Consider the following 23,068-nt stretch of genomic DNA (forward strand, 5'->3'; position numbering starts at 1 on the left):
TAGAAGGAGTCTTTCGTGTATGCTTAAACAAGAACGCCAGCAAACCATTATTGATATAGTAAATGAAGAGCACAAAGTCATTGCCAGCGACTTAAGCAGAAGGCTGTCTGTTTCAGAAGATACCATTAGAAGAGACTTGAAAGAATTGGACAGCCAGGGCGTGATCAAAAGAGTTCATAGTGGGGCATTAAGAAAAGGACCTCCCGTCCAGGACTTCTCAACTAGGCGGGAAATTTTCAATGAAACAAAATCAAATTTGGCGAACAAAGCCTTACATTATATTGAAGATGACATGGTCCTGTTGATTGATGGCGGGACAACGAATTTACAACTGGTCCACCAGCTGCCTTTATCTTTAAAAGGGACCGTGATTACCAACAGCCCGCCGATCGCGATGGCCCTATCCAATCACAACGAGATCGAGGTCATTATGATTGGAGGAACCTTATTTAAACAGTCGATGGTGAATTTAGGCATCGACACCTATGAAGCGCTGAGTACGATGAGAGCAGATCTATACATCATGGGCGTCTACAACATCGATCCTGAAATCGGAATCAGTATCCCCCGTTCATCTGAAGCACTGATTAAACGCAAAATGGCGTCTATCTCCACGGAAGTATTAGCCATGGTAACCAATGATAAGCTGGATACCGTTTCCAACCATATTGTTTGTCCGACCGACCATTTGACGTACTTAATCACAGAAAATGTGCATCCGGATATTAAACGTTTGTATGAAAAACAGGGCATTACGCTCATCGACAGCTAATAAAAGTCTTGAGGTCTACAAAAATGAAACACAAAAAAGCCAGCCGATCCGGCTGGCTTTTTTCATCGATCTCTTTATAACCTCTCATCATAAAGCAGACCTTCCATTCATCATAAATAAATTAATCCCTGATGATTCCGTGACTCGAACCAATCAATACTTCTTTCCCTTTTTGATTACGATAGACAGACTTCATCTCCACTTTTTTGTGCCCTTCCGCCTGAGCAACCTTTTCCAAGGTCACTTCACAAATAATCGTATCCCCGGTAAAAACCGGCCTTAGAAACTCACTGACCATATCCCTTGCGATGTAGTGCAAATCCCCACCGATTTTCGTTCCGATGGTCGCTGTTAATAAGCCTTGTACCATCAACCTTCCTTCGTCATCCGGTTCCACATGATGTCTCCCTTGATCTCCGGAAATCCGGCCGAACTCCAATACTTCCTCATTCGTAAACGTACGCTTCCACGTGTACACATCGCCTGTTTTCATCGACCTCTCTCCTTTACATGATGGATTGAACTCCTATTCTCATCGTGAAATCTTACAGCCCTAAGTTTTTCTCAAAATGGTAGCGCTGCCCATCATCTGAAACAAGGTGATATCCATTTGATGCATATAACCTGACAGCATTTTCCCAAGTATTGTGCGTCTCTAATACAAGTCGTTCATACTGGCTTGATCGAGCCGCATCCTCAAGCTTCGAAAGCATCCTTTGCCCGATGCCCTTCCTTCTGTAAGCCTTTTTCACAGACATCCGCTCGATTCTTCCTACCCGGTCATCTTCTTTCGTAACGGCTCCGGTCGCAACGAGCTCCCCATGATCAAAAGCAACAAAGAATACATAGCCATCCTTACTATAGGTACCCATCATATCTTTCAAGTCGGGGTTCAGCGAATGATCAATAAACCCAAAACGTTCTAAAAACCCGGCCAATATGAGTTCTCTGGCATCGTCCTCAACCGCTTTATATAAAGGTAAGATGTCCAATGTGAAAATCTGCTCGTTTCCCTTTTCCAAAGCGCCTCTCCTCCTTTTTTTCCAAGCTCACTTTCAGGCTCAAAAATTCTCTAACTCGTCCAGATAGATGTGCAGACGCTTTTCGATTTGGTCTTTCGTTCCAAACCGGATCATCTGTTCCTTTGTCAATGTTTCTTCCTGAAGCAATTCAAGATGAGTATGAGCCATCGTGACAAGTTTCAAAAACACTTCAATATGTAAATCCATCTGCTTCTGTTTTGAACCTTGCGTATATCCATCTACAAATCCATCTGCATGAGCTCTCAACAGAGGGGCGTGGCGATGATAATTCCCTTTTGTATATCTCCTAGTATCGGAAACCGTTTGGAAAAAGGTCTGATAATTGAACACATGGTTAGCGGCAAGCGATGTCCCTGTATAAAGGATCGGAAAAGGGTCGATCATTTTCACGCCGCTTTTAGTGAAAATCAAATTTTCAGGTGAAGAGTCCTGATTGGTCAGGATCCGCTTCTCCCTGTCGATGGACCGGTTGGGGATTAATTCCTTTCCGGTGGCAGTCACTTTGTCTTTATTGAATGTATAGGCACTTGATAGAAGGGCATCCAGTTCTCCTTGATATTCTTCTCTCTCTTCGACGATACACGCGCTAAGGTCCATGTCGAGACCGCCTTTTAGTTCCCCGTTTTCTCCGACTTCCAAATATCCGATTCCTTCATAAGGAGGATCAATGTCTTCAAGAGCGCGGAAGAACTTGCCGATCTCGCTCCCGTATTGCTTCGATTGCTGTAATGTCTGCCCTTCCATCCCTACGGTTGTACCCACATAAGATTCAATCGTATAGGTGAGTACTTCATCAATAAAATAATGGAAGTGTTCAGGACACATGCCTTTCTGCGCCTGGTTTGCTATCTTGTAAAAAGCTTGGGTAGATCCATATTCTGCTGATAATTGATCCCGGTTGAATTCAACGGCTTGATCATACGCGAACTTCTTAGGAATTCGGAGGACTAGCTGATCATCTTCGACCAAGTAAGCATAGTGCCAGGCCCCCTCCCCCAAACGTTTGATATCCGATTCTCCTGCCAACCGGTTTACCCCTTCGTTTTCCAGCGCACGGTTGATCTGTTCCAATTCTGTGACTGATTGTATGGTCAAAAATTCCATGTTTTCCTCTCCTTTTTCATCCCGACGCGTGGCGTCACTTGGTTAACGGTCACAAGAAAACATGTCCTTCTCTTGTTACAGAGCAGTTAATCCTTCAATATTTTAACATATAATTCCTAATTATCTGAATAAAAAAAGAGCCCCTTCCTCAGAAGAGCTCTATCTCCACTATACTTCTACCTTGTTCAATATGGACGACCATAAGCTTCCCTTGCAGAAGGACCCTCGTGGCTTTCCTTATAAAGTAGGGCTGTCCAAGCTCAAGGGTTTGCGAGACTTCTTCATTTTGACTCATCCACTTATAGACGTTATACTAGAAAAACTCTTGAGACTTCGGTACTCTCATTTGAAATAAGTGATCAGGAGTGAGTATATGTCAGAATTTAAAGTGGGGCAGTCCATCATGGAAAGATGCACAAGCTGCTACCATAATGCCTTAAAGGTAATCAAAGTCGTTCCGAAAGAATTTGAAGATAAAACGGCTTATGTTGTTTGGACGCAGTGTCCGGAATGTGGAAACAATGATCATCAATTGACTCAAAAAGACGCATAAAGAACAGGCGATTCTCCAAGAACTTTGCTATAAATATCGGGCCAACCGTAAAAGGGCTTCCTTATTCAGGAAGTCCTTTTCCTTTTATCCATATAGAAAGCGTTGCCACGAGAAAACTTTCTAAGAATATCGAAAAGTCTATTGTTCCTTACAGCGATTCTTGTTAGGATTATCTTTATTCCTTTAAAGCAAACCATTACATCAAGAAAGGAACGAACCTATGAAACAGCAAAACTCATTCTCTACGTATGCCGTCATCGGGACGATGCTTTTCGGCCTCTTTTTTGGTGCCGGCAATTTAATCTTCCCAATCCAACTGGGACAAATGGCGGGAACTTCCTTCTGGCCGGCGTTGATTGGATTTCTCGTAACAGCGATCGCCCTGCCTCTGATGGGCATCCTTGCCATTGTATTGTCCGGTAGTCAAGGGTTGAATGACTTGGCAGGACGGATCCATCCGTTATTCGGAATCTCTTTCGCTATCATTCTCTATTTAACGATCGGTCCTTTTTTCGCGATCCCGCGAACAGCAACCGTTCCTTTCGTCGTTGGATTTGAACCCTTCATCCAACCAGGCCAGACGCAACTTTGGCTTGCTGTGTTCAGCTTTGTATTTTTCGCACTCGTCTATTATTTTTCTCTGAACTCAGCCAAAGTCATGGATATCATAGGAAAATACTTAACGCCGACGTTCTTATTATTTTTATCCGTACTCATCGTTACCACGATCGTCAAACCGATGGGCGATTTCGGTGCCCCAACCGGCGATTATGCATCCGCTCCTTTCATGACCGGGTTCACGGAAGGGTATAACACGATGGATGCTCTCGGTGGGCTGGCGCTTGGAATTGTGGTTATAACTGCGATCCGTCATATGGGCATCACCGATACGAAGGCGATTGCCCAAACGACTTGGAAATCAGGGCTTTTCGCTATGGTACTCATGATGCTCATTTACGGGCTCATCGCCTACATGGGCGCTTCCAGCGTATCTGTCGTCGGAAATCTTGAAAATGGCGGCCTCACGTTTGCCGCCGTTGCTGAACATTACTTCGGTCCTTACGGTGCAATTCTACTAGCCATCATCATTGTCCTTGCCTGTTTGAAAACAAGTATCGGACTGATCATCGCCTGCAGTGAATTTTTCCATACGGTCTATCCGAAAATCAGCTATAAGAAATTCGTGCTGGTTCTTTCCTTGATGTCGTTCATGATCGCGAACTTCGGTCTGACGAACATTATCCAGTACGCGATCCCTGTGCTGATGTTCTTATACCCGATGGCGATCGTCCTGATTCTGCTCGGTCTCAGCTCCAAACTGTTCCATCATAAACGTACGGTCTATGCCGGAGCGATGATGCTAACCGTTTTCGTCAGTACCATTGATGGCTATAACGCACTACTGGGAACGATTCCTGGTGTGGCTAATCCTCTGTTGGAGTCGGTTAGCGGATTCTACCAATCGTATCTTCCGCTATACGAAATTGGACTAGGCTGGATGCTGCCCGCATTGCTCGGTGCTGTCCTCGGTTACTTGTTGAAAGAAGGAAACAAAACAGAATCCCCTGTCCTTACACGTGAAGCTGAACATCTATCTCATTAGCATACAAAAGACCAAGCCCGTGGGCTTGGTCTTTTTCTACTTTTTCTTACGACGGTACAAATCAATCGATTTATATCCTTCCGATAAAATATCCACCATTTGTTTTGTCCGTTTATCGCGAGTCGCTTGCTGCTTTGCGGAAAAAATATGGCGCGCCCAATCCCGTCGATAACCTGGAGTCAAGTTCTTGAAAAAACCCTGTGCGACCGGATCATCATGCAATAGATGTTCAACATCTTTTACCAGATCTTCATAGTCTGCGACACACTGACTGGCAGCAGCGGTTTTCGTGGCTTTCTTCTTCTCCCGCTTCATGCCAACAACTGTGAACACGTCATCCATACTGACCATTCGGGAAAACTTGATATCACTGCCCTCCACGTACTTATCCTCCCCGATTCTCAATGCCGGAAACATATCATCCCTGTGTATGTATGAATCGTAGCGCGTATTCCCTTTTTTCGGATAGGCAAAGAAAACGTAGCCTTTCTCTGCTACAATGTCCTCATGATCGAGAAACGTTTGTAAGTTTGCTTGCATCTCCTCCAGATTCTTCACAAAAATGAAAATCGCATCGTGATGCTCAGATAGAGTTGACGATTCCTCATCAAATAAATCATAGTCTTCCGGCTGGTGAAGCACTGCTAGATTCTTATATTTCGTTAACTTTAACTTGTCCTTGATGGTTGGCATGATAAACTCCTCCTCTTAAGGTCAAACCAAAGAATGATACTAAAATAATATAGCAGAATTGCTTTGGTTGATCGTTATTTCTTCGTATTCATAAACCGAAGCTCATTTCCATCTGGATCGCTGATCCTTAACATACGGATGCCTTCAATCATTTCGTACGGAGGATTCACTTCAAGTTTTTCCTGCGGTAATGTCTGATAAAAATGATCGACATCATCGACGAGGAAATGAACCAAACCTCCCGGCTGGCAATCCCCTTCATGCCCGGTCAAGTAGAGCAGGTAATCTCCCTTTGAGATTTGCATAAATACGGGATAACCCGGTTCAAAACGGTGCTCCCAGTCCACTCGAAATCCGAGGGCATCTATATAAAAAGCCTGACTCTTTTCCTCACTTGAGATTTTCAACGTCGGAATGACCTTCTGCATTCGCTCTCCCCCTCCGATTTCATGACGATCACCTTTCTATTATAAAGAATATTCTTAGAAAAATAACAGGTTTCTACCGTGGATTTGGCCGTTGATCAGCTTTTTTCCTCGATGGAAGGATGGGACTAAGACTCCTTTTTCTTGTGCGCGGTCCTTGATTCTCGCGCGCGGTCCTTGGTTCTCACGCGCGGTCCTTGGTTCTCACGCTCCGTTCTCCTGGAACACAACTCCATGCATACAACACCCCTCATCCCGTAAGCAGCTACACATCATCCCCTCCACTCATGAATAGGATAGGTACAAGGACAGATGCTTCACTTCGCAAAGGAGGAACCGTATGATCCAGGTATCCGGGATGCCGTTTCAACCAAGTGATTCGTGGAAAGCCGATTCAACAGAAATGACAATTATAGAAGCTTTACAGAAGACTCCGAATGTCTACTCTTTTTCCTCAGAGAAGGAGCTTTTATTTGAAGTGAAGAGCAGAAAAAACATCATCTCCAGTGCAAAAGAGATGGATGAAGGGGAATCCACCTTTGCTACGTTCCGAACGGCCCGCTGCAATCCTGAGTATTGGCAGCGGACAACAGCGGGTGGGTTTTTATTAAAACGTCAGGTCTCTCCTGCTTCAGCTATCCGCGACATTTTCTCCAATAGTGATCTGTATAAATTCGAGTGTGCGACCGCTTGTGTGATCAACTTTTATCATGGACTCCTGAAAACGATGGGGGCCTCTTCTTTCAGCACTCTTTTTCCGAACCTCTACTTATACAGCTGGCATACCGATGATGACGTTGGTTTGTATTCTTTTTTTGCCAATCATTATATTCCTGGAGATGTTGTTTATTTCAACAATCCTGATGTGAATCCGACAACGCCCTGGTTTAGAGGCGTCAATGCGATTGCCATCGGTAACGAAGAGTTTTTCGGGCATGGATTCAGCATTCGGACGGAAGACAAGATGATTGAAGGCCTTAATACGAAAAGAAAACCTGACAGCCAACAGTCCTCTTATTTATCGGGCTTGATCACCCGTCCATCGTTCCAACCGCTGGCCAGATTCTCCACAGGACGTACCATCCATAAAACGCGGCCATTTATCGTCCACCATAACAAAACTTCCGTCTCCTTCAGACAGTACCTGTACGAGCTGAGTTATACGCCGAACCATTGAAGACTCCTGTTTTGAGTACCCGTGACATGCACCCATTTTTAAGGTTGACGGGCTCAACTTTGCGCTAGGCGAGTACAATATAGTGACAAAGAAACAAAACGAAAGGGATGTTTTCACATGGAAAATGTTAATGCTCCGTACACGATGGGTGCAAACGTGAACGCACCATATATGGGTGCAAATATGCCTCACATGCCGGTTGCTCCAATGCACCACTGCCGTCCACGTCGAAACAATTTTGTTTTGATTGTGGTATTGTTCATTCTATTGATCATTGTCGGCTGCAGCATCAAGTGGTAGACCACTACTAAAATCGTCCGTCAGGGAACCCCCCATGGACACAGAGAAAAACTAAAAAAGGCCGATGGCTCCCCGTGAGCTATCGGCCTTTTTATATCATCTTACTTCATATATTTGTATTCCATCAAACTGTTCAAAATATAAATCTCTTGCAGCAGTTCCTCTCCGACGTTCGTCTCCAGAACCTTTTTCCTCTCAAGCTCTTTATCTACCAATCGCTTCACAGATAAAACATCCGTTCCATCCCGCAGAACCTCTTCCTTCGAGTTGAAGCGTTTATGGGCGACAAGCTGCATGCCGAAGGAGTTATACAGTAAGGTGTACCCGGCAATCCCAGTCGTCGACTGATAGGCTTTCGAAAAACCTCCATCAATGACGACCATCTTCCCTCCTGCTTTGATCGGGTTTTCTCCCTCAATTTCTTTGACAGGCGTATGCCCATTAATAATATGTCCCTGGTCTGGGTTGAGGTCGAATTCAGCAAGGATTTTCCGGCAGACCTCCTCATCTTCCCGCAGATAATAGTAAGGATTTTTCCTCTCTTTATGGGTGGCTTTATCAGAGATGAAGTAACGCTCGAACGTCGTCATTTCTCTTTTTCCGAACAGGGAGGAGTACTGCCCCGTCCACAAATACCAGACCATATCGGTTGCGAGATCATCCGTTTCTTTTGGATTCGCAAACGAATGGCGTAGATAATGCTCAAAAATATCAAGCAGCTCACGCCCGGCATAGGACTTGTCTTCAATCGTCATTTTCTCCATATTACCTTCTTCATCGACCGGGATGCACCCGTGAATCAGCAAGTTGCCATTGTATTTCAAGTAAAGGCTGCCCTTTTTCATCAAAAACTTCATGTGTCTGGCAAGCTTTTCTGAATGCTGGATGGAAAACAACAGCTTCTCGATGACCTGTTCTTCTTCCTCTAGAAGACGGTTCGGGTCTTCAGGATCGATCGTTGAAAAGCACGGATTTACAAGCGGATACGTGTTCCCGTGGAGCGTGATTTCCTCCCGGTCATAATCCACTTTTTCAAGCAGCAAGCGCTCAGACATGTTGAAATATGGACGCCTTTTAATAATTGAACTTTCCAGCTTGAACTGGATCATCGCAATCGCCTGATGCATTTTTGTAATTTGCAGCTGCTCATGGTCCGATGGTTTGTCATCGGTATGGATCTTAGGTCTGAACGCCGCATGGTCGCCATAATATTTTTCGGCAAGGTTGAGCAGCGGTCGTAAGTTGATGCCATACGCATCTTCAATGATTTCCAGATTGTTATAGCGGGCGCAGATGCGAAGGATGTTGGCTAGACACACCTTTGATCCGGCAAAAGCACCGATCCATAAGACATCATGGTTGCCCCACTGAATATCAACCGACGGATAATGAATGAGGGTTTCCATGATTTTATCCGGCTCCGGTCCCCGGTCGTAAATATCGCCAACAACATGAAGGTGGTCCACCACTAGTTTTTGTGTAGCATAAGCAAGACCACTGATCAGCTTGTCCGCCTGACCAAGGGAAATGATCTGTTGAACAATTTTCTTATAGTACGATTCTTTATTTGTAATGTCATCCGTCTTGTAGAGCAGTTCTTCTATGATATAAACGAATTGCGTCGGCAGAGCCTTGCGAAGTTTCGAACGTGTGTATTTGGAAGAAGCATAGGAAATGAGCTTGATCATACGGTCGATCGTACACGTGTACCACATTTCCAGCTCTTCGTTATTGTCAAAACCGTTCTTGATGAGCTTGATTTTTTCTTCCGGGTAAAACACGAGTGTGGCGAATTCATCCAGTTCTTTTCCAGACATCTCCTCTTCAAAAAGATCCCTGATTTTTTCTTTAACTCTCCCAGAGCCGTTCCTCAGGACATGTTGGAACGCTTGATATTCCCCATGAAGGTCACTGACAAAATGCTCGGTTCCTTTTGGCAGATTAAGAATCGCTTTCAGATTGATAATTTCGGTGACCACTTTTTCTTCGCTGTCGTATTTTTGAGCAAGTAAGTCTAAGTATTTTGTATTCAAGGTTATGTATCCCCTTTCAAAATTCACCATGAGATCATTTATTTAAAGACGAACTCTCTGACAAGCCTTGCTATTCCTCTTAATTATTTCAAAGGATTCTGTCTAAAACAATACTCTTTGATAAAAAAAGAGGGATTCCTGCTTTTGGAAAATCCCCCTTAAAGACGTAAAGTTAAGCATTAGAATTCGCTTGGACCTTTTTGCTCTGCAGATGCTGACTTCCTTTTGTGCTGGGCCGCTTCCAGATCAGTTTCTGAAAGACAATCCCTACCGAACCAACACCTAATAAGCAGATGCCGATGGTTTTAAATGCCGTTGTTACACCAAATTGATGAATGAGCAGACCGCCCAGAAGCGGACCGAGGATAAACAATAAACTCAGTGTAGAGTCAACGATGCCGGATACCCTCCCAATCGCTTCTTTTGGAGGCTCTGTCTGAATCAGGTAATTGACAGCAGTAAAGGCGAGACCATTCCCGATCCCTCCCAACAAACCAAGACCGATAACTACAAAAAGAAAGGTAGAAGCGTCCAGAAAACCAAAACCACTGGTCATCACTCCTATGAAAAGGCTCGCGCTACCGAAAAACCAACCGTACCTCTTCATTTCATCCAATCTATTCAAACCGAGGACAACGAGAAGCGATCCAATTCCGATTGCTGAAATGACCCACCCGGTAAGCTCTGGTCTTTCAGGATAGACTTCACTGAATAAAGTTACAAACTGTGCATCAATCATCTGGATCGTCAAAGTAGTGACAATCCCATATAAGAGGCTGGCGGTCAGAATCCGACTGGTCAATACATAACTCCAGCCCTCTTTCCACGACGCCCAGAATCCAACGTCCTTCCCCCGATTACTCTTCTCTTCATTCCCCTCTTGCTTCTTCGGACGAATGAACAAAAGGATCACTCCGGAAAGAAAAAACGAAATGCCATTAATCGCTATCGAAAAAGAGGGAGAAAAAGCCGCGGTCAAGGAGCCACCGAGCAAAGGCCCCACCACTTTCACGAGTTGAAACAGGCTTCCGTTGATCGTTACCGCCTTCATGATGGCTTCTTCATCGACGATCCTTCTCACCAGCCCCTGCTGCGCAGGTAGACTGATCGCCCCTGCTGTATTTCTTAAGAAAATCAGAGCAAGTGCAAGGAATGGGAATGGGGTAAAAACGAGCGCGAGCGTCAGAACACCTCGAACCCAATCGGAGTAAATGAGGATTTTCAGCTTATCCTTACGATCCGCGAAAACACCAGCGAACTGCCCGAGCAAAATGCTGGGGATCGCATACATGACAGGGATCAGGGCAATCAGCAAAGGATCCGCCTTCCACGTATATCGAAATAGAATCAATACCGCGACAAAGTCCAGCCAATTCCCTAAATTAGATAGCCCATTCGCTGAAAAAAACGTAACGAAGTTCCTGTTTTTCCAAATTGAATGTTTCTGTTTCATCTTTCATACCTCCCCGAAGTCTTGCCAAAAGCATAACGGAGAAATATCAGAAGAATATCAGAGATTACTTTTTATTCAAATGGAAAACTAATTGGTACTCGATCTGAGTCTCCAATTCGGAGAATCGGTTTTCCGCTGCGAGTTCCTGCCACATCTTTTTGTATGTAGAGAGTAAATCACTCTCCGCCCGGAATTCTTTGATAAAAAAGAGGATCACGTTCAGACTGATGAGTAAGCCTGGAAAATACTTCGCTTCCTTGAAAAGCTTGAAGCCTTCTTGAAAGAACCGTTCCGCTTCTGCTTCTTCCTCATTCCAAAAGCAATGAATCCCTCTTAACACGACAAAGGTTGCTTGTTCACGAGAGTAAGGATACTGCTCAATCGCCTCTCTTACTTCCTTCATCTTTTCCTTGATGGCCGTCTTTTCGTTTTTCAAGAATACGAGATAGAGTTCGGTTAATAGAATCAAAGGATACAACGACTGTAACCCTCGTTGTTCGACTTCATTCTTGGAAGCGCTGAGCTGGCCTTCTGCTTCCTGCAGCCTCTTGGTAAAAATCAAAAGGCTCAAACGGTTCAACAATCTGATTTCCGTCCTGTGAAATTCGGGGATCTTCTCTTCCTCTAACGCTTTTGTGAAATAAGCCAGGCTTTTCTCTTGATCGGGTTGAATGTACGAATAGATATGCAGCAAATAATAACAAACATCCCAAAAAGAACGTTCATCCCTCAGAAACCACTGGAAATCACCCTTCATGAAGTGGAGGTAACACTGGTTCTCAACACTGAGTTCAAAACCGAAGATGTCCTGGTTCTCCTCCAGCACCTTCAATGCTTTTCCCTGCCCGTAAAGATGATACTTATGAAAAAGCACTTTCGCACTGGAAGCAACTTCCTGGTCTTTTGTGAGGGGACTTTGATGGACTTCCTCATCTACTTTCAGAAGGTATCCTTTCCCCCTTACTGTGGCAATGTTCAAGATAGAAGCGAGCGGGATCAGCTTTTTCCGGAGACGATAGATATGGTCATCGACGGTGCGGTCTGTCGGATTTTCCATCGACCACACCGCATCAAGAAGATCATCTCTTGTGAACACTTGAAACGGCCGCTCCCATAAATACTGCAGCAACTGATATTCTTTTGGGAGCAAAGTAACTTCTTCTGATCCATGTTTGACTTTCAGCTCATGATCGACCCATTTTAATTTTTCCATTGGTTCCACCTTCACTTCTGCAGATCAGTCCTTAAAACACATAGCATCTCAACGACATCTTAAGCTAGAAAGCACCATTTTCATTCAGTGAATCTTCCGGAAGCGGTTGACCGATATCCCACATCTCCACGATTCTCCCTTCTTCAAAGCGCATCATATGGACAACGGCTACACCAATGTCTTCCTGGTATTGTTTAATATGCGAATGCACAACCACGATCTCTTCTTCTTCTATTGCACGATGGACTTCGAGTGTCTTCTGAGGGTTCTTGGATGCGTCCTCTTCCATTGCAATCATGAGTGAATCTTGATCTCCTCGGAAGTAAGGGTTGTGATGGGAAAAATCAGGATGGATATACTTTTGATACGCTCCCCTTACTTCTCCACCTGCCACTTGCTTCAGAAAAGATATGGCTCTTTCTTTGTTGGAACCTGCCGCAGTATTCTCAGAACTCATAGGTAAACACCCTTTCATCATGGATTTAGTTATGTATCTTTAAATTATTTCAAACACTTTCCAAATACTCAAGATTTATGAAAAAAAGCGCAACCCTTCAAAGGGTTGCGCTTTCCAGATGGTTGATTCTCAGTTAAAAGGAGACGGTCATACCCTTTTCCTCATTTAGGAAAGGATGTTCACAACTGTTCTTCCTCTTACCTTTCCTTGTAAGATCGCAGACAAGGTATCAGGAAGTTCTTTAAGAGAAACTTCCTTTTCGATTTCCCCTAAATCATCCGGCTTGAGATCGGTAGCCATACGCGTCCATAACTTCTCTCTCAAGTCTTTAGGGCAATAAACGGAATCAATACCGAGCAGATTCACCCCTCTAAGAATGAACGGGAACACCGTTGTCGGCACTTCCACCCCTGCAGTCAAACCACTTACAGCAACCGCACCACCATACTTCGTATTGCTCAGGACAGAGGCCAATGTTTTCCCTCCGACTGGATCAACAACACCTGCCCACTTCTGCTTACCGATCGGGCGGATCTTCTCAGGCGTCACTTCTTCACGGGAAATGATCTCTTCTGCGCCTAGCGTTTTCAAATATTCATGTTCCGATTCTTTCCCTGTACTAGCCGTTACATGGTATCCACGTTTAGCGAGCATCGAAACCGCCATACTGCCGACACCACCGGTAGCTCCGGTCACAAGAATCGTTCCATCTTCCGGTTTGACGCCGCTTTCTTCAAGGCGATGGACAGAGAGCGCTGCCGTGAATCCTGCTGTTCCGAAAGCCATCGCTTCCTTCAACGTCATATTCTCCGGCAATGGCACGACCCAATCGCCAGGGACACGTGCATATTCACTGTATCCACCATAGTGGGAAACCCCTAATTCATAGCTGGTGACGACAACCTCGTCCCCTTCCTGATAGCGATCATCATTGGACGTAACGACAGTCCCCGCAAGGTCGATGCCAGGAACGAAAGGATAAGACTGAACAATTTTGCCGTTCGGAATACTTGCCAGCCCATCTTTATAGTTGACGCTGGAATAGTGGACATGAATCGTTACATCCCCTTCCGGCAGATCTTCCAAAGTCAACGATTCCACATTCACTGAAAAATCTTCCTCTGTTTTGTTCACGACAAGTGCATTGAATTCTTTTGTCATCCGTTCATTTCCCCTTTCTGCTTCCTCATTTACTAGTTTATAAATCTATCATAGACCATTTTATACTGACTGGTCAATTTATTTTGACCAGTCAGTATAAAAGATTCGAACATCCTCTCTTTTTCTTGTATAATAAACAGAGCATCCACTGGAGGTTAGATTAGATAATGGCAAAAAAAGCAGAACAGAGACGCAAACAGATATTAAAAGCTGCCTTCCAAGCCGCAACTGAAAAAGGCTATGAATCCGTCACCTTACAGGATATCGCCGATTATGCCGATGTCAGCAAAGGGGTCACGAATTATTACTTTAAAAATAAATCCGATGTGTTCACGCAATTGTTTGAATGGATCACGACACGCATCTATGAAAAAGAAGCCGCATCCATCAGTGAACAGGAAACGGCTATAGGGAAGCTTGAAGCTTACATCGACCGCGTGTTCATCAGTCCAGAAGAAAATAAAAATTTCTACCGTGTGTACCTGGACTTTTTATCCCAAGTGAAAAATAACGATTCGTATAAAGAGATCAACCAAAAATTCTACGAAAACTGTTGGTCCATCGGCAGAGAGATTATCCAACAAGGACTGGAAGAGGAAATTTTTGAAGTCGACGATGTGGAACAAACAGTGATCAGTATCCGCTGTATGATTGACGGAAGCTTGATTCAATGGCTGATGAGAGATGACGATCGACTGCATGACTATTACCGGAATGCCTGTTACGAATCTATCTTGCAGATTCTTCGTTATAAAAAATAAAGCGACCGTTTTCGGTCGCTTTTTTCTATAGGTTCAAGCATGACTGCCGCCCCATCGCTCTTACCCACTCTTTTATGAAACTGGCGTCATCATTTGATAGTACTTATACAACGCCTGCGTTCCGTCATTATCCCCACCAGCTTCACTCAGTTCCTCATACAACTGCTTTGCAAGTTTCAATCCAGGGACGGGAATCTGCATGTTCTCCGCAGAATCAATAGCAATTTTCATATCTTTGATAAAATGCTTCACATAAAATCCTGGATCAAAGTCTCCATCAATCATCCTCGGTCCAAGATTAGACAACGACCAGCTTCCTGCAGCACCGAATTGAATGCTGCTTAACACTTTCTTAGGGTCAAGGCCGGCTTTTTCTGCATATGTAATGGCCTCACAGACCCCCAACATGCCGGATGCAATCGCAATTTGGTTACTCATCTTCGTATGCTGACCGGCTCCTGCTTCTCCTTGGAGGACGATATTTTCTCCCATCGCTTGAAAAACAGGAAGGATTTCATCAAACTTTTCCTCACTGCCGCCGACCATGATCGTGAGCTTCGCGTTTTTAGCTCCAACGTCCCCGCCTGACACAGGAGCATCATACGCGTGAATACCCTTCGCTTCAGCCTTTGAGGCGATTTCCTGAGCCAAATCAGGGGAAGAGGTCGTCATATCGATGATGTAGGAACCTGACTTCGCATTTCCTAAAATTCCATCTCCACCGAAATATACTTCTTCTACATCGCTTGGATATCCGACAATCGTAAGGATCACATCCGAATGCTCAGCTAGAGCGGCTACGCTTTGCTTCCAATTTGCACCTTCAGCTACAAGACCCTCCGCTTTTTCTTTCGTCCGTGTAAACACGTTCAGCTCATATCCAGCTTTCATCAAGTTGCGTGCCATGCTTTTCCCCATCACACCTGCGCCGATGAAACCTATGGTTTGTTTCGTCATCTGCCTCTTCCTCTCTTACATAAAGTTGTTACAAGTATAGCAACTTTAGCACATGATATAGAAGAGAAACACACAAACTTAATAGGCATAGGGAAAGTAAATGATTATGTGCTGTTAAATGATTGTGTTCTCCCTCTAGTGGAGGCTGTTCTTCCATTAAGAGAGTGAATGTTTAGACGGTTTCCTTTGGGTGATTTTTCAATAATAACCTTCTCACACTCGCCCCTATACCTAAACCAACCGGCAAAAAGAGCACAGGGAGCCATAATGGCCCGATGAAGTATCCAAAAAGTGTAAATTCGGAAGAAAAGATTAGACCTATGGTCACAAAATAGGCGGAGGAGACAAATGGCAGATAAGCAAAAGGCTTTTCCTCCCCACCACCAGCATCTTTATAGGCATCCCATATCGAAAAGAAATACAAACACGGATAAAACATGAGCCACATATAATTGGTTTCAGCGATTGCTTCCTCAATCCTAAAATTAAAACTCAAAATTATGACTTTATTAAAGTTTCCCATTACATTAACAAGCAGTTCTAAAACCACTAACAATATTCCTTTGATATATTTACCATTCAGCAATTGCCCAAAGCCCGGCAGAGCAATACTCCATAATAAAACTTCTAATTGCTTACTTTTTTTTGAATAACCTATTCCCATAACTTCACCTAATTTGCTATGCCTTTTCTATCAGAAGTTCTATCTACTTATGTTTTGCTATTTCCTTTCTATTTGGGGCAAGTGGGGGCTGCTCCAACCAATTATTTTTAGTCATCAAATTAAACCATTCTTTAGTAATCATTATATTTTTTAATATAATTTTTTCATATGTGGCTACGAGATCGACGCGCATGGCTGTTGCTAAACCTGACCCATGGTAGGATTGAGCAGATTGTAATAAGAAACCCATGTGGTACAACATTAACTTGTCAGAAAAGGGGGAATCCTGTGAAGTCGTAACTTCTGACTCCCAAGACATCGGAACAGGCAAGTTGTCTCCTTTTAAGATATTACCTAATGATTGAATTTGTTTGTTGGATTCACTTTGCATACTTTCCAGAAATTTTCTAACCTCTTTGGATTGGGCAACCTGACTAAATCCTATGGAGAGTGATTTTTCCAATATTTTTTTCTTTAAATTGAGGGAAACCGCAATAATCTCTGTTGCAGCTAGAGGACGTTTTTCGCTTGAAAAACCTTTAATAAATTTCTGTTCTGACACATATTCCGTTTTTGTTTCAGGATAAAAGGAAGGATCTCTTTGGAAATGCCCTTTTTCCAATAGCAAATCAGTAGTTCGCTGAAACATACTCATAGCTTCCTTACTACAAGATTCATAAAAATGTCTTAAATCTCTTCTGACAGAAGAACTCAGTGAGGTCGTATGCCCTATTAGACCGTGCAGCGTCATAATATGCAAATAGTGTAAACAAAAGATGTCAGAAAACAATCGATCCGTGCCTTCATTAAGGTCTGAATCTGAAAATCCATCTGGAACTGGGAACCCATCGTTTTTAATAAACTGTTCTATTTCCTGTAATTGATGATCTGAAGTTTTAATTGAATCTGTGAATATTTGTTTTATTTTCTCATCTTCTATAATAGACAACATATATTTATTTACGACTTGAATGGCGGTTCCATTGACATACTGCCCCCACAATGTTCCTATTTCGGCAGAAGTGAATTTCACTTCATCCTTATCCATATAATCACCTCATCTTCATAATGCCCAAAGGATAAAGGTTTTATATATCTTTGGAGAAGGAGTTGCTAAGATTTTAACCGATTAAGTCTCCTTATGGCATGCATCCTCATCTTTGAATGGCTTTATGGTTTAAGAGTCAAAACACCTTTCACATTCAGTTAAGTCTCTTTTCTAGTATATAGATTCCCATTATGTATGTAGCTATTGAAAAACCTTGGTATCTACTTATTACTCAAAAGAAACTAACCTAGCTATACTCTCAGCGATCATATCAGACGATCTACATGTACTTCACGATCGCTCTCTTCAGCAATCACCAAACCACCCTGGCCTGATAGCTCAGACAATTCATCTGCAGTTCCCTTCACGCCTCTTGAAGTCGAGAGCAGGTCCTTGTTTACCAAAAACTCTAGACTAAAGACCTTTCATCCTTATCTCTCCTTTAAAACATTAGGGGGACAGTCTGAAAAATTATTTTAGAGTCCCTTTTCGAATAAACCGAAATCTGAATTTAAATAGATCATCAACCAAAGAAAAGAGCAAATAAGATACATCCTACAATTAAAACAAGAAGGATGATCCCAGTCGCTTTCCACCCTAGATTCCCAGCTAAGTCAGGAAGTTCCCCGCCGTGGATACTCCCTGACGGATCTTTTATTAATTCCTCTTGTCTTCATCTTTCCCTCTTCGTTTCAGGTTTTTCTTCACTCACTAGTCCACCCCCAATATTCGTACATTTTTATCTATGATGAACCCAATCCTGGAAAACATAGAATCAAGATACCTATATATTAGATCAGAATAGGTGCAATCAAACATCCCGAATTCCTTTTGAACGAAACACTAAATACCACCAGTAAAGCAAATAAGCAAAAATCACCAGGCAGATCCATGCCCATAATTCAAATCCCATTACGCTACTTATAAAATATTCCCATTCATTTTGATTGCCTCTGCCTATACTTGAGAAAACAAACAATACAGTAGAAAAAGGAAGAAAGATAACCGAAAGAACGGATGGGACGAGTAATTGTTTTTTCATTATCCTTCGAACAGCTACAGCAAATGAAATGATGATAAATAAGTAAAAGATTGCAACAAGCCAGAACGGAATGGTTGGGGACAAATGATTACCACCTTTCAATGAGAGGGATCTTTTAGAACTTATGTATCCTAAGCTTAATAAAAGCGCCGTATGAACTGGATTACATGAAAAATCAAAAAGCCGATGATGTAAAGCGCAAAGAACATACATAAATAGGAAATTGGGTTACTTTTTAATGATAGTAAAATGACATCAATCGCATAGATATCACTGCAATACGGCACATCTTTTGGTGTAAAAATAAATTGCGGCTTACACTCTTCCTGGGACCAAAAGGCGATTTTTTATGTCATAAAGAAAGAATATAAATAGGTAACTAAAAACAGCGGAATACTCAAAAACCATAAGAACCACCATTTTTTCAATGCGACCACCCCTTTTGTGTAATTTTACACTAAAGGGGTGATTGATACAATATTAATGGAAGAATTGTAAGAATCAATCTTGCGTCACATTAGACTCTTTCCACGAACAAAAAGACGATTCTCCAGTTAAGGAATCGCCCTCTCTTTTATGACTCGTAATTCCGCCGAAACAATAGATTAACCCTGAAATGTATAGGGGGCAGATGATTCCAGTAATCTTTCTACCCCGCCGGTATAGTAAGGCATGACTGTATTTGCGGTTTCTATATCTGTCCACTTTAGTTCATCGATCTCGTCTTTATGTATGATTTGAAGAGCACCTTCTACAACCTTCGCTTTGTAAGTAATAAACAGAGCATGATGGCCTTTATTTTCAAAGAAAGCTTCATTTACGGCAACGATGTTCTCAACTTCTATTTTTAAATTAGCCTCTTCCTTCACTTCTCGTATGGCTGCTTGTTCGAATGTTTCACCTTTTTCAACAGCACCACCAGGAAGAGACCATCCACTACCTTTGTTCTTCACCATCAACACTTTCTCTTCCCTTTCATCAAAAATTAAGACGTAAGCTATATCAACTCGATTCACTTTCGATCACTCCTCCCTTCATGGTTTACTACGATAATATTCTAATGCTTCTTTTAATCGTTCATTTTCCTGTTTAAGTTCTTCTATGTTACTTTCTTTTTTCCATTTGTAAATTAGTAAACCAACTACGGCTGCTAAAGATAGACCCCATCCAATTGTGTAGAAGGTAACTGGTTTTTCTGAAGTAATCCAAGTTAAAAATCTATACTGCAATATCGTAAATGTAATCAACATTACAAAAGCAGTGTAAAACCATTTCCACCAATTCTTCAAGTAAACATCCCCTTAATTACCTATTTCATTTACCTGCTCCTTTAGTTCAATACTTTCATCCACATAGTTTTAAAAAACAATGTATTGTTCATGAATTGCCTCCTTTAGCGAAAGACTCAAGCTCAAGGTAGTTAAAGATATAAAAGGAAAATTTTTTGAATTTTATACAATCAATTTAAAATGACTATGCTTGAAAACAAACTTCCGTCGCTAAAGTTTATTTCAATCATATATGAAATTCTTTCACCAGATTTATTGTACAATTGAAGCTCATCTACAATTTCTTTTTCAAATCTACTTCCATCTTCAAGGTCTGATCTTGTAAAACTTGTATCGACGGAAATAGATTTACGATCACGGTCAAAATAAACATCCTTTATTTTGTAGTTACTGGAAAATTTGTCTTTTATGTAGTTTATAATTTCAGCTACTTCTTCCGTATCTTTCATCGTTATTTCAATCTCCTGATTACTCGTCCTTTCGCTATTCATGCTTTGGAATCCAAAATAAAAAACAATTCCCCCTCCGATAAGGATAGTAAGTAAAAAAACTCCTGCCCAAGTGATCTTCCTCAATGTAAACACCTCCGTATTGAAAGTGTATGCTCACACTAAAGAAAATTTTGCAGTTAAGTAGATACTTAATAAATTTTGTTTTCAACAAGAATAGGGCAATTATCTTATAAAACAATCGCCCCCGTTTATGTAAGACTTGATTTCGATATATTATAGGTGCGGTTACAAATTAAGAATGGGATGATTAAATTCAATCCTCATTCTAAAATGGTTCATGATTCTTACTTGTTCTTCCGGTAGATTTTCTTCATCCAAGTACATGTACATAAAATTGTATTCAAATAACTCTTTTAATTTCATGAATAGAGGATTTTTTTTACATATCTGAGGGTAGCAAATTTTCCTCTTGGTATTTTTCTATAATTGCTTTCGTATTCCTTTTACCATATTCAATGATAGTACCTCTCTTGCCATTTGCCGAATTCCAGATTCCTCTTTATTTATCAATGGCATCCTTGACCTAATAAGAAAGGTATTCTCATTGTTGAAGTAAAGCCCCTTTACTTGTGACTTAAAATTGAGTGTTAAACATTAAGGATACTGATTCGTAATTCCTGAACCAGGGTCATCCTATGCCTGGACCAAATCTTCGAAATCGCAGCCTCTAACCCTCATTTATTCCACCCATGTTTTCATAATTCTATTCCATTAGGCAAAACTAGAACCAACATTTCCACTAGATGCAAATGAGGTGATTGGTGGATGCTTCTAAAGTATAAAAACTTCTTTTCAATCCTGGGCTTATGGATCTTCTTTGGGAGCATAATTGGTTTTATTGTCGGATCGGCAACCACTTTCCTCTTAGAAGTGAACGATTTTCTTGGAGATGAGGTCCGGTTAAAAAGAGATTGGCTGATCTACTTCCTCCCTCTTGGAGGAGTTCTCATAGGATATTTGTATATGAACTACGGCAAGGTGTTTCTAAATAACACCTTAAATGACACGGCGGAATTAAATAATTTGGTGATCGATTCCGTTCATGGAAAAAAAGAAGTGCCGCGGCGGATGGGGGTAATCGTCTACCTCGGTACCTTTATAACCGTTCTGTTTGGCGGATCAACGGGCAGGGAAGGCGCAGCTATCCAGATGGGCGGCAGTGTAGCGGCCGCCGTCAATAAATTCTTTAAGGTAAACAAACTGGACAGAAAAACGCTGCTGATGAGCGGAATAAGCGCCGGCTTTGGAGCTGCTTTCGGAGCACCCATCACCGGTGCTGTATTTGGCATGGAAATGACGGCATTAGGAAAACTGAAATTGGAAGCATTCGTTCCCTGTCTGACGGCAAGCTTCGTCGGCCACTATGTAACGACGGCAGCCTGGGGACATGAGCACGAAGCATTCATCATTCAGAGCGTGCCGGAAGGATCGATGATTACTTTTATGAAGGTGATTCTATTAGCGATCATCTTCAGCCTGGTCAGTGTGTGCTACTGTCAGCTGAGGCACGGCATCCAGAATATCTCTGAGAAACTTTTTAATAAAAATCATATGAAACGAGCCTTCGTAGGAGGACTGATCGTTGTAGGACTCACACTCCTCGTGGGACCCCAAGATTATAACGGCCGGGGATTACAGATGCTTGAACAATCTTTTCAGGAGGACGTTCCTCCCTTTGCCTTCCTGGCGAAGCTTGTATTCACGGCGGTAACTTTAGGTAGCGGATTTGTTGGCGGGGAAGCGATTCCTTTATTTTTCATTGGTGCCACACTGGGCAATGCTTTACATGCCTTTGTTGACTTGCCCCTGTCTTTTCTCGCGGCCTTAGGATTAATTTCAGCCTTTTGTGCAGGGGCCAACACCCCTTTGGCCGCATTCCTTTTAGCGATGGAGATGTTTGACGGAAAAGGACTAGAGTTCTTTTTGGTGGCTTGTTTAGTCAGTTATCTTTTTTCAGGACATCACGGACTATGGCCTTCTCAAAAAATTTACGGCCTTAAGAGCAGGTTATATCGTATTCCCCCGGGAAAAACGCTAGAAAATGTGGAGAAAAAGAAAAAGCCAAATGGATGGCGATGGAGGTAGATACTTATGGATTTTAACTTCATATGGAAAGCCATTGTCGTTGTGGTTGGCGGTGTCCTTATTTTACGGTTAGCCGGCCGAAAGTCCATCTCCCAGCTTACGGTAGCCCAGACGGTCATGATGATCGCGGTTGGATCCTTGATTATTCAGCCGGTGGGCGACCGCAACATCTGGATAACCATGGCGATCACCTTTCTCATGGTCCTGACCCTTCTTACGATTGAGTATGTAGTTTTGAGATCGAATGCTCTGGAAACCTTCATCTACGGAAAATCACTGCTGGTGGTCGAAAACGGTCAGATTAATGAAGCCAATTTAAAAAGATTGCGCTTAACGGTCGATATGCTTGAGGTACGTATGCGACAGCAGAAGATTAAGCACTTTTCGGATTTGCAATGGGCGACCATAGAACCCAATGGTCAGTTAGGGTATATGCTGAAGCCTGATAAGGATTATGCGACGAAAGAGGATATTCAAATGCTCAAATCGTTAATTGAAGCCCGGCAGTATAAACCACAAAATGATACGTCGAGTGCTCAATCCGATACCTCGGATAACTTGTTTACCGAGGTTAAAAATAGAAAGCATCAGGAAAAGCCTAAAGAGAAGCTGGATTAGGAGTAAAAATTATAAGCCTTGATGTTCCAGACTTAACGTATTCTAAGAACTTTCTCTTCTTAAGGTAATAGCTCTTGTTGAAGTTCAGTGTTGATATTACCAACA

At 42.5% G+C, this 23,068-nt stretch carries 26 protein-coding genes and 1 pseudogene; 8 read left to right on the forward strand and 19 right to left on the reverse strand.

What is annotated here, in order from left to right; genetic code table 11:
- Positions 1-19: 19 nt before the first annotated feature.
- The gene (locus HFA01_RS04370; protein ID WP_146813603.1) at positions 20-772 is read left to right on the forward strand and encodes a DeoR/GlpR family DNA-binding transcription regulator; all 753 of its coding nucleotides are present in this window, start codon (positions 20-22) and stop codon (positions 770-772) included.
- Positions 773-893: 121 nt separating this feature from the next.
- Here the strand turns inward: HFA01_RS04370 and HFA01_RS04375 are convergent, their stop codons facing one another.
- The 3 genes from HFA01_RS04375 to HFA01_RS04385 are packed head-to-tail and all read right to left on the reverse strand — an operon-like array spanning position 894 to position 2,919.
- Positions 894-1,265 carry an FAS1-like dehydratase domain-containing protein gene (locus HFA01_RS04375; RefSeq protein ID WP_146813604.1) on the reverse strand — a complete coding sequence of 124 codons (372 nt, stop codon included), beginning with the start codon at positions 1,263-1,265 and terminating at the stop codon, positions 894-896.
- Between the two features lie 52 nt (positions 1,266-1,317).
- Positions 1,318-1,794, reverse strand: coding sequence for a GNAT family N-acetyltransferase (locus tag HFA01_RS04380; protein WP_146813605.1), 477 nt, complete (start codon positions 1,792-1,794; stop codon positions 1,318-1,320).
- A gap of 39 nt (positions 1,795-1,833) precedes the next feature.
- Complete coding sequence (locus tag HFA01_RS04385; protein WP_146813606.1) at positions 1,834-2,919, reverse strand: hypothetical protein; 1,086 nt, start codon at positions 2,917-2,919, stop codon at positions 1,834-1,836.
- Between the two features lie 373 nt (positions 2,920-3,292).
- Here HFA01_RS04385 and HFA01_RS04390 point away from each other — a divergent pair, with 373 nt between their 5' ends.
- The gene (locus tag HFA01_RS04390) at positions 3,293-3,472 is read left to right on the forward strand and encodes a hypothetical protein (protein WP_146813608.1); all 180 of its coding nucleotides are present in this window, start codon (positions 3,293-3,295) and stop codon (positions 3,470-3,472) included.
- 220 nt (positions 3,473-3,692) lie between these two features.
- Entirely contained in the window at positions 3,693-5,075 is a 1,383-nt protein-coding gene (brnQ, locus tag HFA01_RS04395) for a branched-chain amino acid transport system II carrier protein (protein ID WP_146813610.1), read from the forward strand.
- A gap of 36 nt (positions 5,076-5,111) precedes the next feature.
- On the opposite strand, the gene HFA01_RS04400 is transcribed toward brnQ, so the two are convergent.
- Positions 5,112-5,768: a YdeI/OmpD-associated family protein gene (locus tag HFA01_RS04400; protein WP_146813612.1), complete on the reverse strand. Its 657-nt coding sequence runs from the start codon at positions 5,766-5,768 to the stop codon at positions 5,112-5,114.
- 74 nt (positions 5,769-5,842) lie between these two features.
- Positions 5,843-6,196, reverse strand: a complete 354-nt coding sequence (locus tag HFA01_RS04405; protein WP_146813614.1) for a glyoxalase superfamily protein — start codon at positions 6,194-6,196, stop codon at positions 5,843-5,845.
- A gap of 337 nt (positions 6,197-6,533) precedes the next feature.
- Between HFA01_RS04405 and tgl the strand changes: the two genes are divergently transcribed.
- Together tgl and HFA01_RS19060 are read left to right on the forward strand one after the other, a co-directional pair.
- Positions 6,534-7,370 (forward strand): spore coat transglutaminase TGL, encoded by an 837-nt coding sequence (tgl, locus tag HFA01_RS04410; RefSeq protein ID WP_146813616.1) that lies wholly within the window; start codon positions 6,534-6,536, stop codon positions 7,368-7,370.
- Between the two features lie 117 nt (positions 7,371-7,487).
- Positions 7,488-7,670 carry a YjcZ family sporulation protein gene (locus HFA01_RS19060; RefSeq protein ID WP_246139270.1) on the forward strand — a complete coding sequence of 61 codons (183 nt, stop codon included), beginning with the start codon at positions 7,488-7,490 and terminating at the stop codon, positions 7,668-7,670.
- 101 nt (positions 7,671-7,771) lie between these two features.
- On the opposite strand, the gene HFA01_RS04420 is transcribed toward HFA01_RS19060, so the two are convergent.
- The 5 genes from HFA01_RS04420 to HFA01_RS04440 form a co-directional block, all read right to left on the reverse strand.
- Positions 7,772-9,703, reverse strand: a complete 1,932-nt coding sequence (locus tag HFA01_RS04420) for a fructose-1,6-bisphosphatase (RefSeq protein ID WP_146813617.1) — start codon at positions 9,701-9,703, stop codon at positions 7,772-7,774.
- Positions 9,704-9,875: 172 nt separating this feature from the next.
- Positions 9,876-11,156 (reverse strand): MFS transporter, encoded by a 1,281-nt coding sequence (locus tag HFA01_RS04425; protein WP_146813619.1) that lies wholly within the window; start codon positions 11,154-11,156, stop codon positions 9,876-9,878.
- 64 nt (positions 11,157-11,220) lie between these two features.
- Positions 11,221-12,369 (reverse strand): winged helix-turn-helix domain-containing protein, encoded by a 1,149-nt coding sequence (locus tag HFA01_RS04430; RefSeq protein WP_146813622.1) that lies wholly within the window; start codon positions 12,367-12,369, stop codon positions 11,221-11,223.
- A 64-nt stretch (positions 12,370-12,433) separates the two neighbouring features.
- Positions 12,434-12,826 carry a nuclear transport factor 2 family protein gene (locus tag HFA01_RS04435; RefSeq protein ID WP_146813624.1) on the reverse strand — a complete coding sequence of 131 codons (393 nt, stop codon included), beginning with the start codon at positions 12,824-12,826 and terminating at the stop codon, positions 12,434-12,436.
- 165 nt (positions 12,827-12,991) lie between these two features.
- Positions 12,992-13,987, reverse strand: a complete 996-nt coding sequence (locus HFA01_RS04440; RefSeq protein ID WP_146813626.1) for an NADPH:quinone oxidoreductase family protein — start codon at positions 13,985-13,987, stop codon at positions 12,992-12,994.
- 167 nt (positions 13,988-14,154) lie between these two features.
- Between HFA01_RS04440 and HFA01_RS04445 the strand changes: the two genes are divergently transcribed.
- The gene (locus tag HFA01_RS04445) at positions 14,155-14,748 is read left to right on the forward strand and encodes a TetR/AcrR family transcriptional regulator (RefSeq protein WP_146813629.1); all 594 of its coding nucleotides are present in this window, start codon (positions 14,155-14,157) and stop codon (positions 14,746-14,748) included.
- Between the two features lie 72 nt (positions 14,749-14,820).
- Here the strand turns inward: HFA01_RS04445 and HFA01_RS04450 are convergent, their stop codons facing one another.
- The 9 genes and pseudogenes from HFA01_RS04450 to HFA01_RS04485 form a co-directional block, all read right to left on the reverse strand.
- Complete coding sequence (locus HFA01_RS04450; RefSeq protein ID WP_146813631.1) at positions 14,821-15,705, reverse strand: NAD(P)-dependent oxidoreductase; 885 nt, start codon at positions 15,703-15,705, stop codon at positions 14,821-14,823.
- A 172-nt stretch (positions 15,706-15,877) separates the two neighbouring features.
- On the reverse strand, positions 15,878-16,369 hold the full coding sequence (locus HFA01_RS04455; RefSeq protein WP_146813633.1) for a hypothetical protein: 492 nt from the start codon (positions 16,367-16,369) through the stop codon (positions 15,878-15,880).
- Between the two features lie 43 nt (positions 16,370-16,412).
- Positions 16,413-17,417: a DUF3231 family protein gene (locus HFA01_RS04460; protein WP_146813635.1), complete on the reverse strand. Its 1,005-nt coding sequence runs from the start codon at positions 17,415-17,417 to the stop codon at positions 16,413-16,415.
- 523 nt (positions 17,418-17,940) lie between these two features.
- Positions 17,941-18,078: pseudogene (locus HFA01_RS19065) on the reverse strand (DUF6366 family protein); the annotation flags it as partial.
- Positions 18,079-18,228: 150 nt separating this feature from the next.
- Positions 18,229-18,543, reverse strand: coding sequence for a hypothetical protein (locus HFA01_RS04470; protein WP_146813637.1), 315 nt, complete (start codon positions 18,541-18,543; stop codon positions 18,229-18,231).
- Positions 18,544-18,596: 53 nt separating this feature from the next.
- Positions 18,597-18,803 (reverse strand): DUF4306 domain-containing protein, encoded by a 207-nt coding sequence (locus HFA01_RS19270; protein ID WP_503826409.1) that lies wholly within the window; start codon positions 18,801-18,803, stop codon positions 18,597-18,599.
- Between the two features lie 261 nt (positions 18,804-19,064).
- Entirely contained in the window at positions 19,065-19,475 is a 411-nt protein-coding gene (locus HFA01_RS04475; protein ID WP_146813639.1) for an NUDIX hydrolase, read from the reverse strand.
- A gap of 18 nt (positions 19,476-19,493) precedes the next feature.
- Entirely contained in the window at positions 19,494-19,748 is a 255-nt protein-coding gene (locus HFA01_RS04480; protein WP_146813641.1) for an MreC domain-containing protein, read from the reverse strand.
- Between the two features lie 170 nt (positions 19,749-19,918).
- The gene (locus tag HFA01_RS04485) at positions 19,919-20,197 is read right to left on the reverse strand and encodes a hypothetical protein (RefSeq protein ID WP_146813643.1); all 279 of its coding nucleotides are present in this window, start codon (positions 20,195-20,197) and stop codon (positions 19,919-19,921) included.
- Positions 20,198-21,025: 828 nt separating this feature from the next.
- Between HFA01_RS04485 and HFA01_RS04490 the strand changes: the two genes are divergently transcribed.
- Both HFA01_RS04490 and HFA01_RS04495 read left to right on the forward strand, forming a co-directional pair.
- Positions 21,026-22,345, forward strand: a complete 1,320-nt coding sequence (locus HFA01_RS04490; RefSeq protein WP_146813645.1) for a voltage-gated chloride channel family protein — start codon at positions 21,026-21,028, stop codon at positions 22,343-22,345.
- Between the two features lie 6 nt (positions 22,346-22,351).
- Complete coding sequence (locus tag HFA01_RS04495) at positions 22,352-22,963, forward strand: DUF421 domain-containing protein (RefSeq protein ID WP_146813647.1); 612 nt, start codon at positions 22,352-22,354, stop codon at positions 22,961-22,963.
- The last annotated feature ends 105 nt before the right edge of the window (positions 22,964-23,068 follow it).

This window comes from Halobacillus faecis (genome assembly GCF_007991335.1).
GTDB classification, from domain to species: domain Bacteria; phylum Bacillota; class Bacilli; order Bacillales; family Halobacillaceae; genus Halobacillus; species Halobacillus faecis.

Excerpts from the sequence above, each read along its gene's own strand:
- brnQ (WP_146813610.1), top strand. The coding sequence starts at position 3,693 with ATGAAACAGCAAAACTCATTCTCTACGTATGCCGTCATCGGGACGATG.
- HFA01_RS04450 (WP_146813631.1), bottom strand. The coding sequence starts at position 15,705 with ATGACGAAACAAACCATAGGTTTCATCGGCGCAGGTGTGATGGGGAAA.
- HFA01_RS04440 (WP_146813626.1), bottom strand. The coding sequence starts at position 13,987 with ATGACAAAAGAATTCAATGCACTTGTCGTGAACAAAACAGAGGAAGAT.
- HFA01_RS04430 (WP_146813622.1), bottom strand. The coding sequence starts at position 12,369 with ATGGAAAAATTAAAATGGGTCGATCATGAGCTGAAAGTCAAACATGGA.
- HFA01_RS04375 (WP_146813604.1), bottom strand. The coding sequence starts at position 1,265 with ATGAAAACAGGCGATGTGTACACGTGGAAGCGTACGTTTACGAATGAG.
- HFA01_RS04445 (WP_146813629.1), top strand. The coding sequence starts at position 14,155 with ATGGCAAAAAAAGCAGAACAGAGACGCAAACAGATATTAAAAGCTGCC.
- HFA01_RS04425 (WP_146813619.1), bottom strand. The coding sequence starts at position 11,156 with ATGAAACAGAAACATTCAATTTGGAAAAACAGGAACTTCGTTACGTTT.
- HFA01_RS04460 (WP_146813635.1), bottom strand. The coding sequence starts at position 17,417 with ATGGATAAGGATGAAGTGAAATTCACTTCTGCCGAAATAGGAACATTG.
- HFA01_RS19060 (WP_246139270.1), top strand. The coding sequence starts at position 7,488 with ATGGAAAATGTTAATGCTCCGTACACGATGGGTGCAAACGTGAACGCA.
- HFA01_RS04485 (WP_146813643.1), bottom strand. The coding sequence starts at position 20,197 with ATGAAAGATACGGAAGAAGTAGCTGAAATTATAAACTACATAAAAGAC.
- HFA01_RS04390 (WP_146813608.1), top strand. The coding sequence starts at position 3,293 with ATGTCAGAATTTAAAGTGGGGCAGTCCATCATGGAAAGATGCACAAGC.
- HFA01_RS04405 (WP_146813614.1), bottom strand. The coding sequence starts at position 6,196 with ATGCAGAAGGTCATTCCGACGTTGAAAATCTCAAGTGAGGAAAAGAGT.
- HFA01_RS04385 (WP_146813606.1), bottom strand. The coding sequence starts at position 2,919 with ATGGAATTTTTGACCATACAATCAGTCACAGAATTGGAACAGATCAAC.
- HFA01_RS04400 (WP_146813612.1), bottom strand. The coding sequence starts at position 5,768 with ATGCCAACCATCAAGGACAAGTTAAAGTTAACGAAATATAAGAATCTA.
- HFA01_RS04370 (WP_146813603.1), top strand. The coding sequence starts at position 20 with ATGCTTAAACAAGAACGCCAGCAAACCATTATTGATATAGTAAATGAA.
- HFA01_RS04435 (WP_146813624.1), bottom strand. The coding sequence starts at position 12,826 with ATGAGTTCTGAGAATACTGCGGCAGGTTCCAACAAAGAAAGAGCCATA.
- HFA01_RS04490 (WP_146813645.1), top strand. The coding sequence starts at position 21,026 with ATGCTTCTAAAGTATAAAAACTTCTTTTCAATCCTGGGCTTATGGATC.
- HFA01_RS04495 (WP_146813647.1), top strand. The coding sequence starts at position 22,352 with ATGGATTTTAACTTCATATGGAAAGCCATTGTCGTTGTGGTTGGCGGT.
- HFA01_RS04455 (WP_146813633.1), bottom strand. The coding sequence starts at position 16,369 with ATGGGAATAGGTTATTCAAAAAAAAGTAAGCAATTAGAAGTTTTATTA.
- tgl (WP_146813616.1), top strand. The coding sequence starts at position 6,534 with ATGATCCAGGTATCCGGGATGCCGTTTCAACCAAGTGATTCGTGGAAA.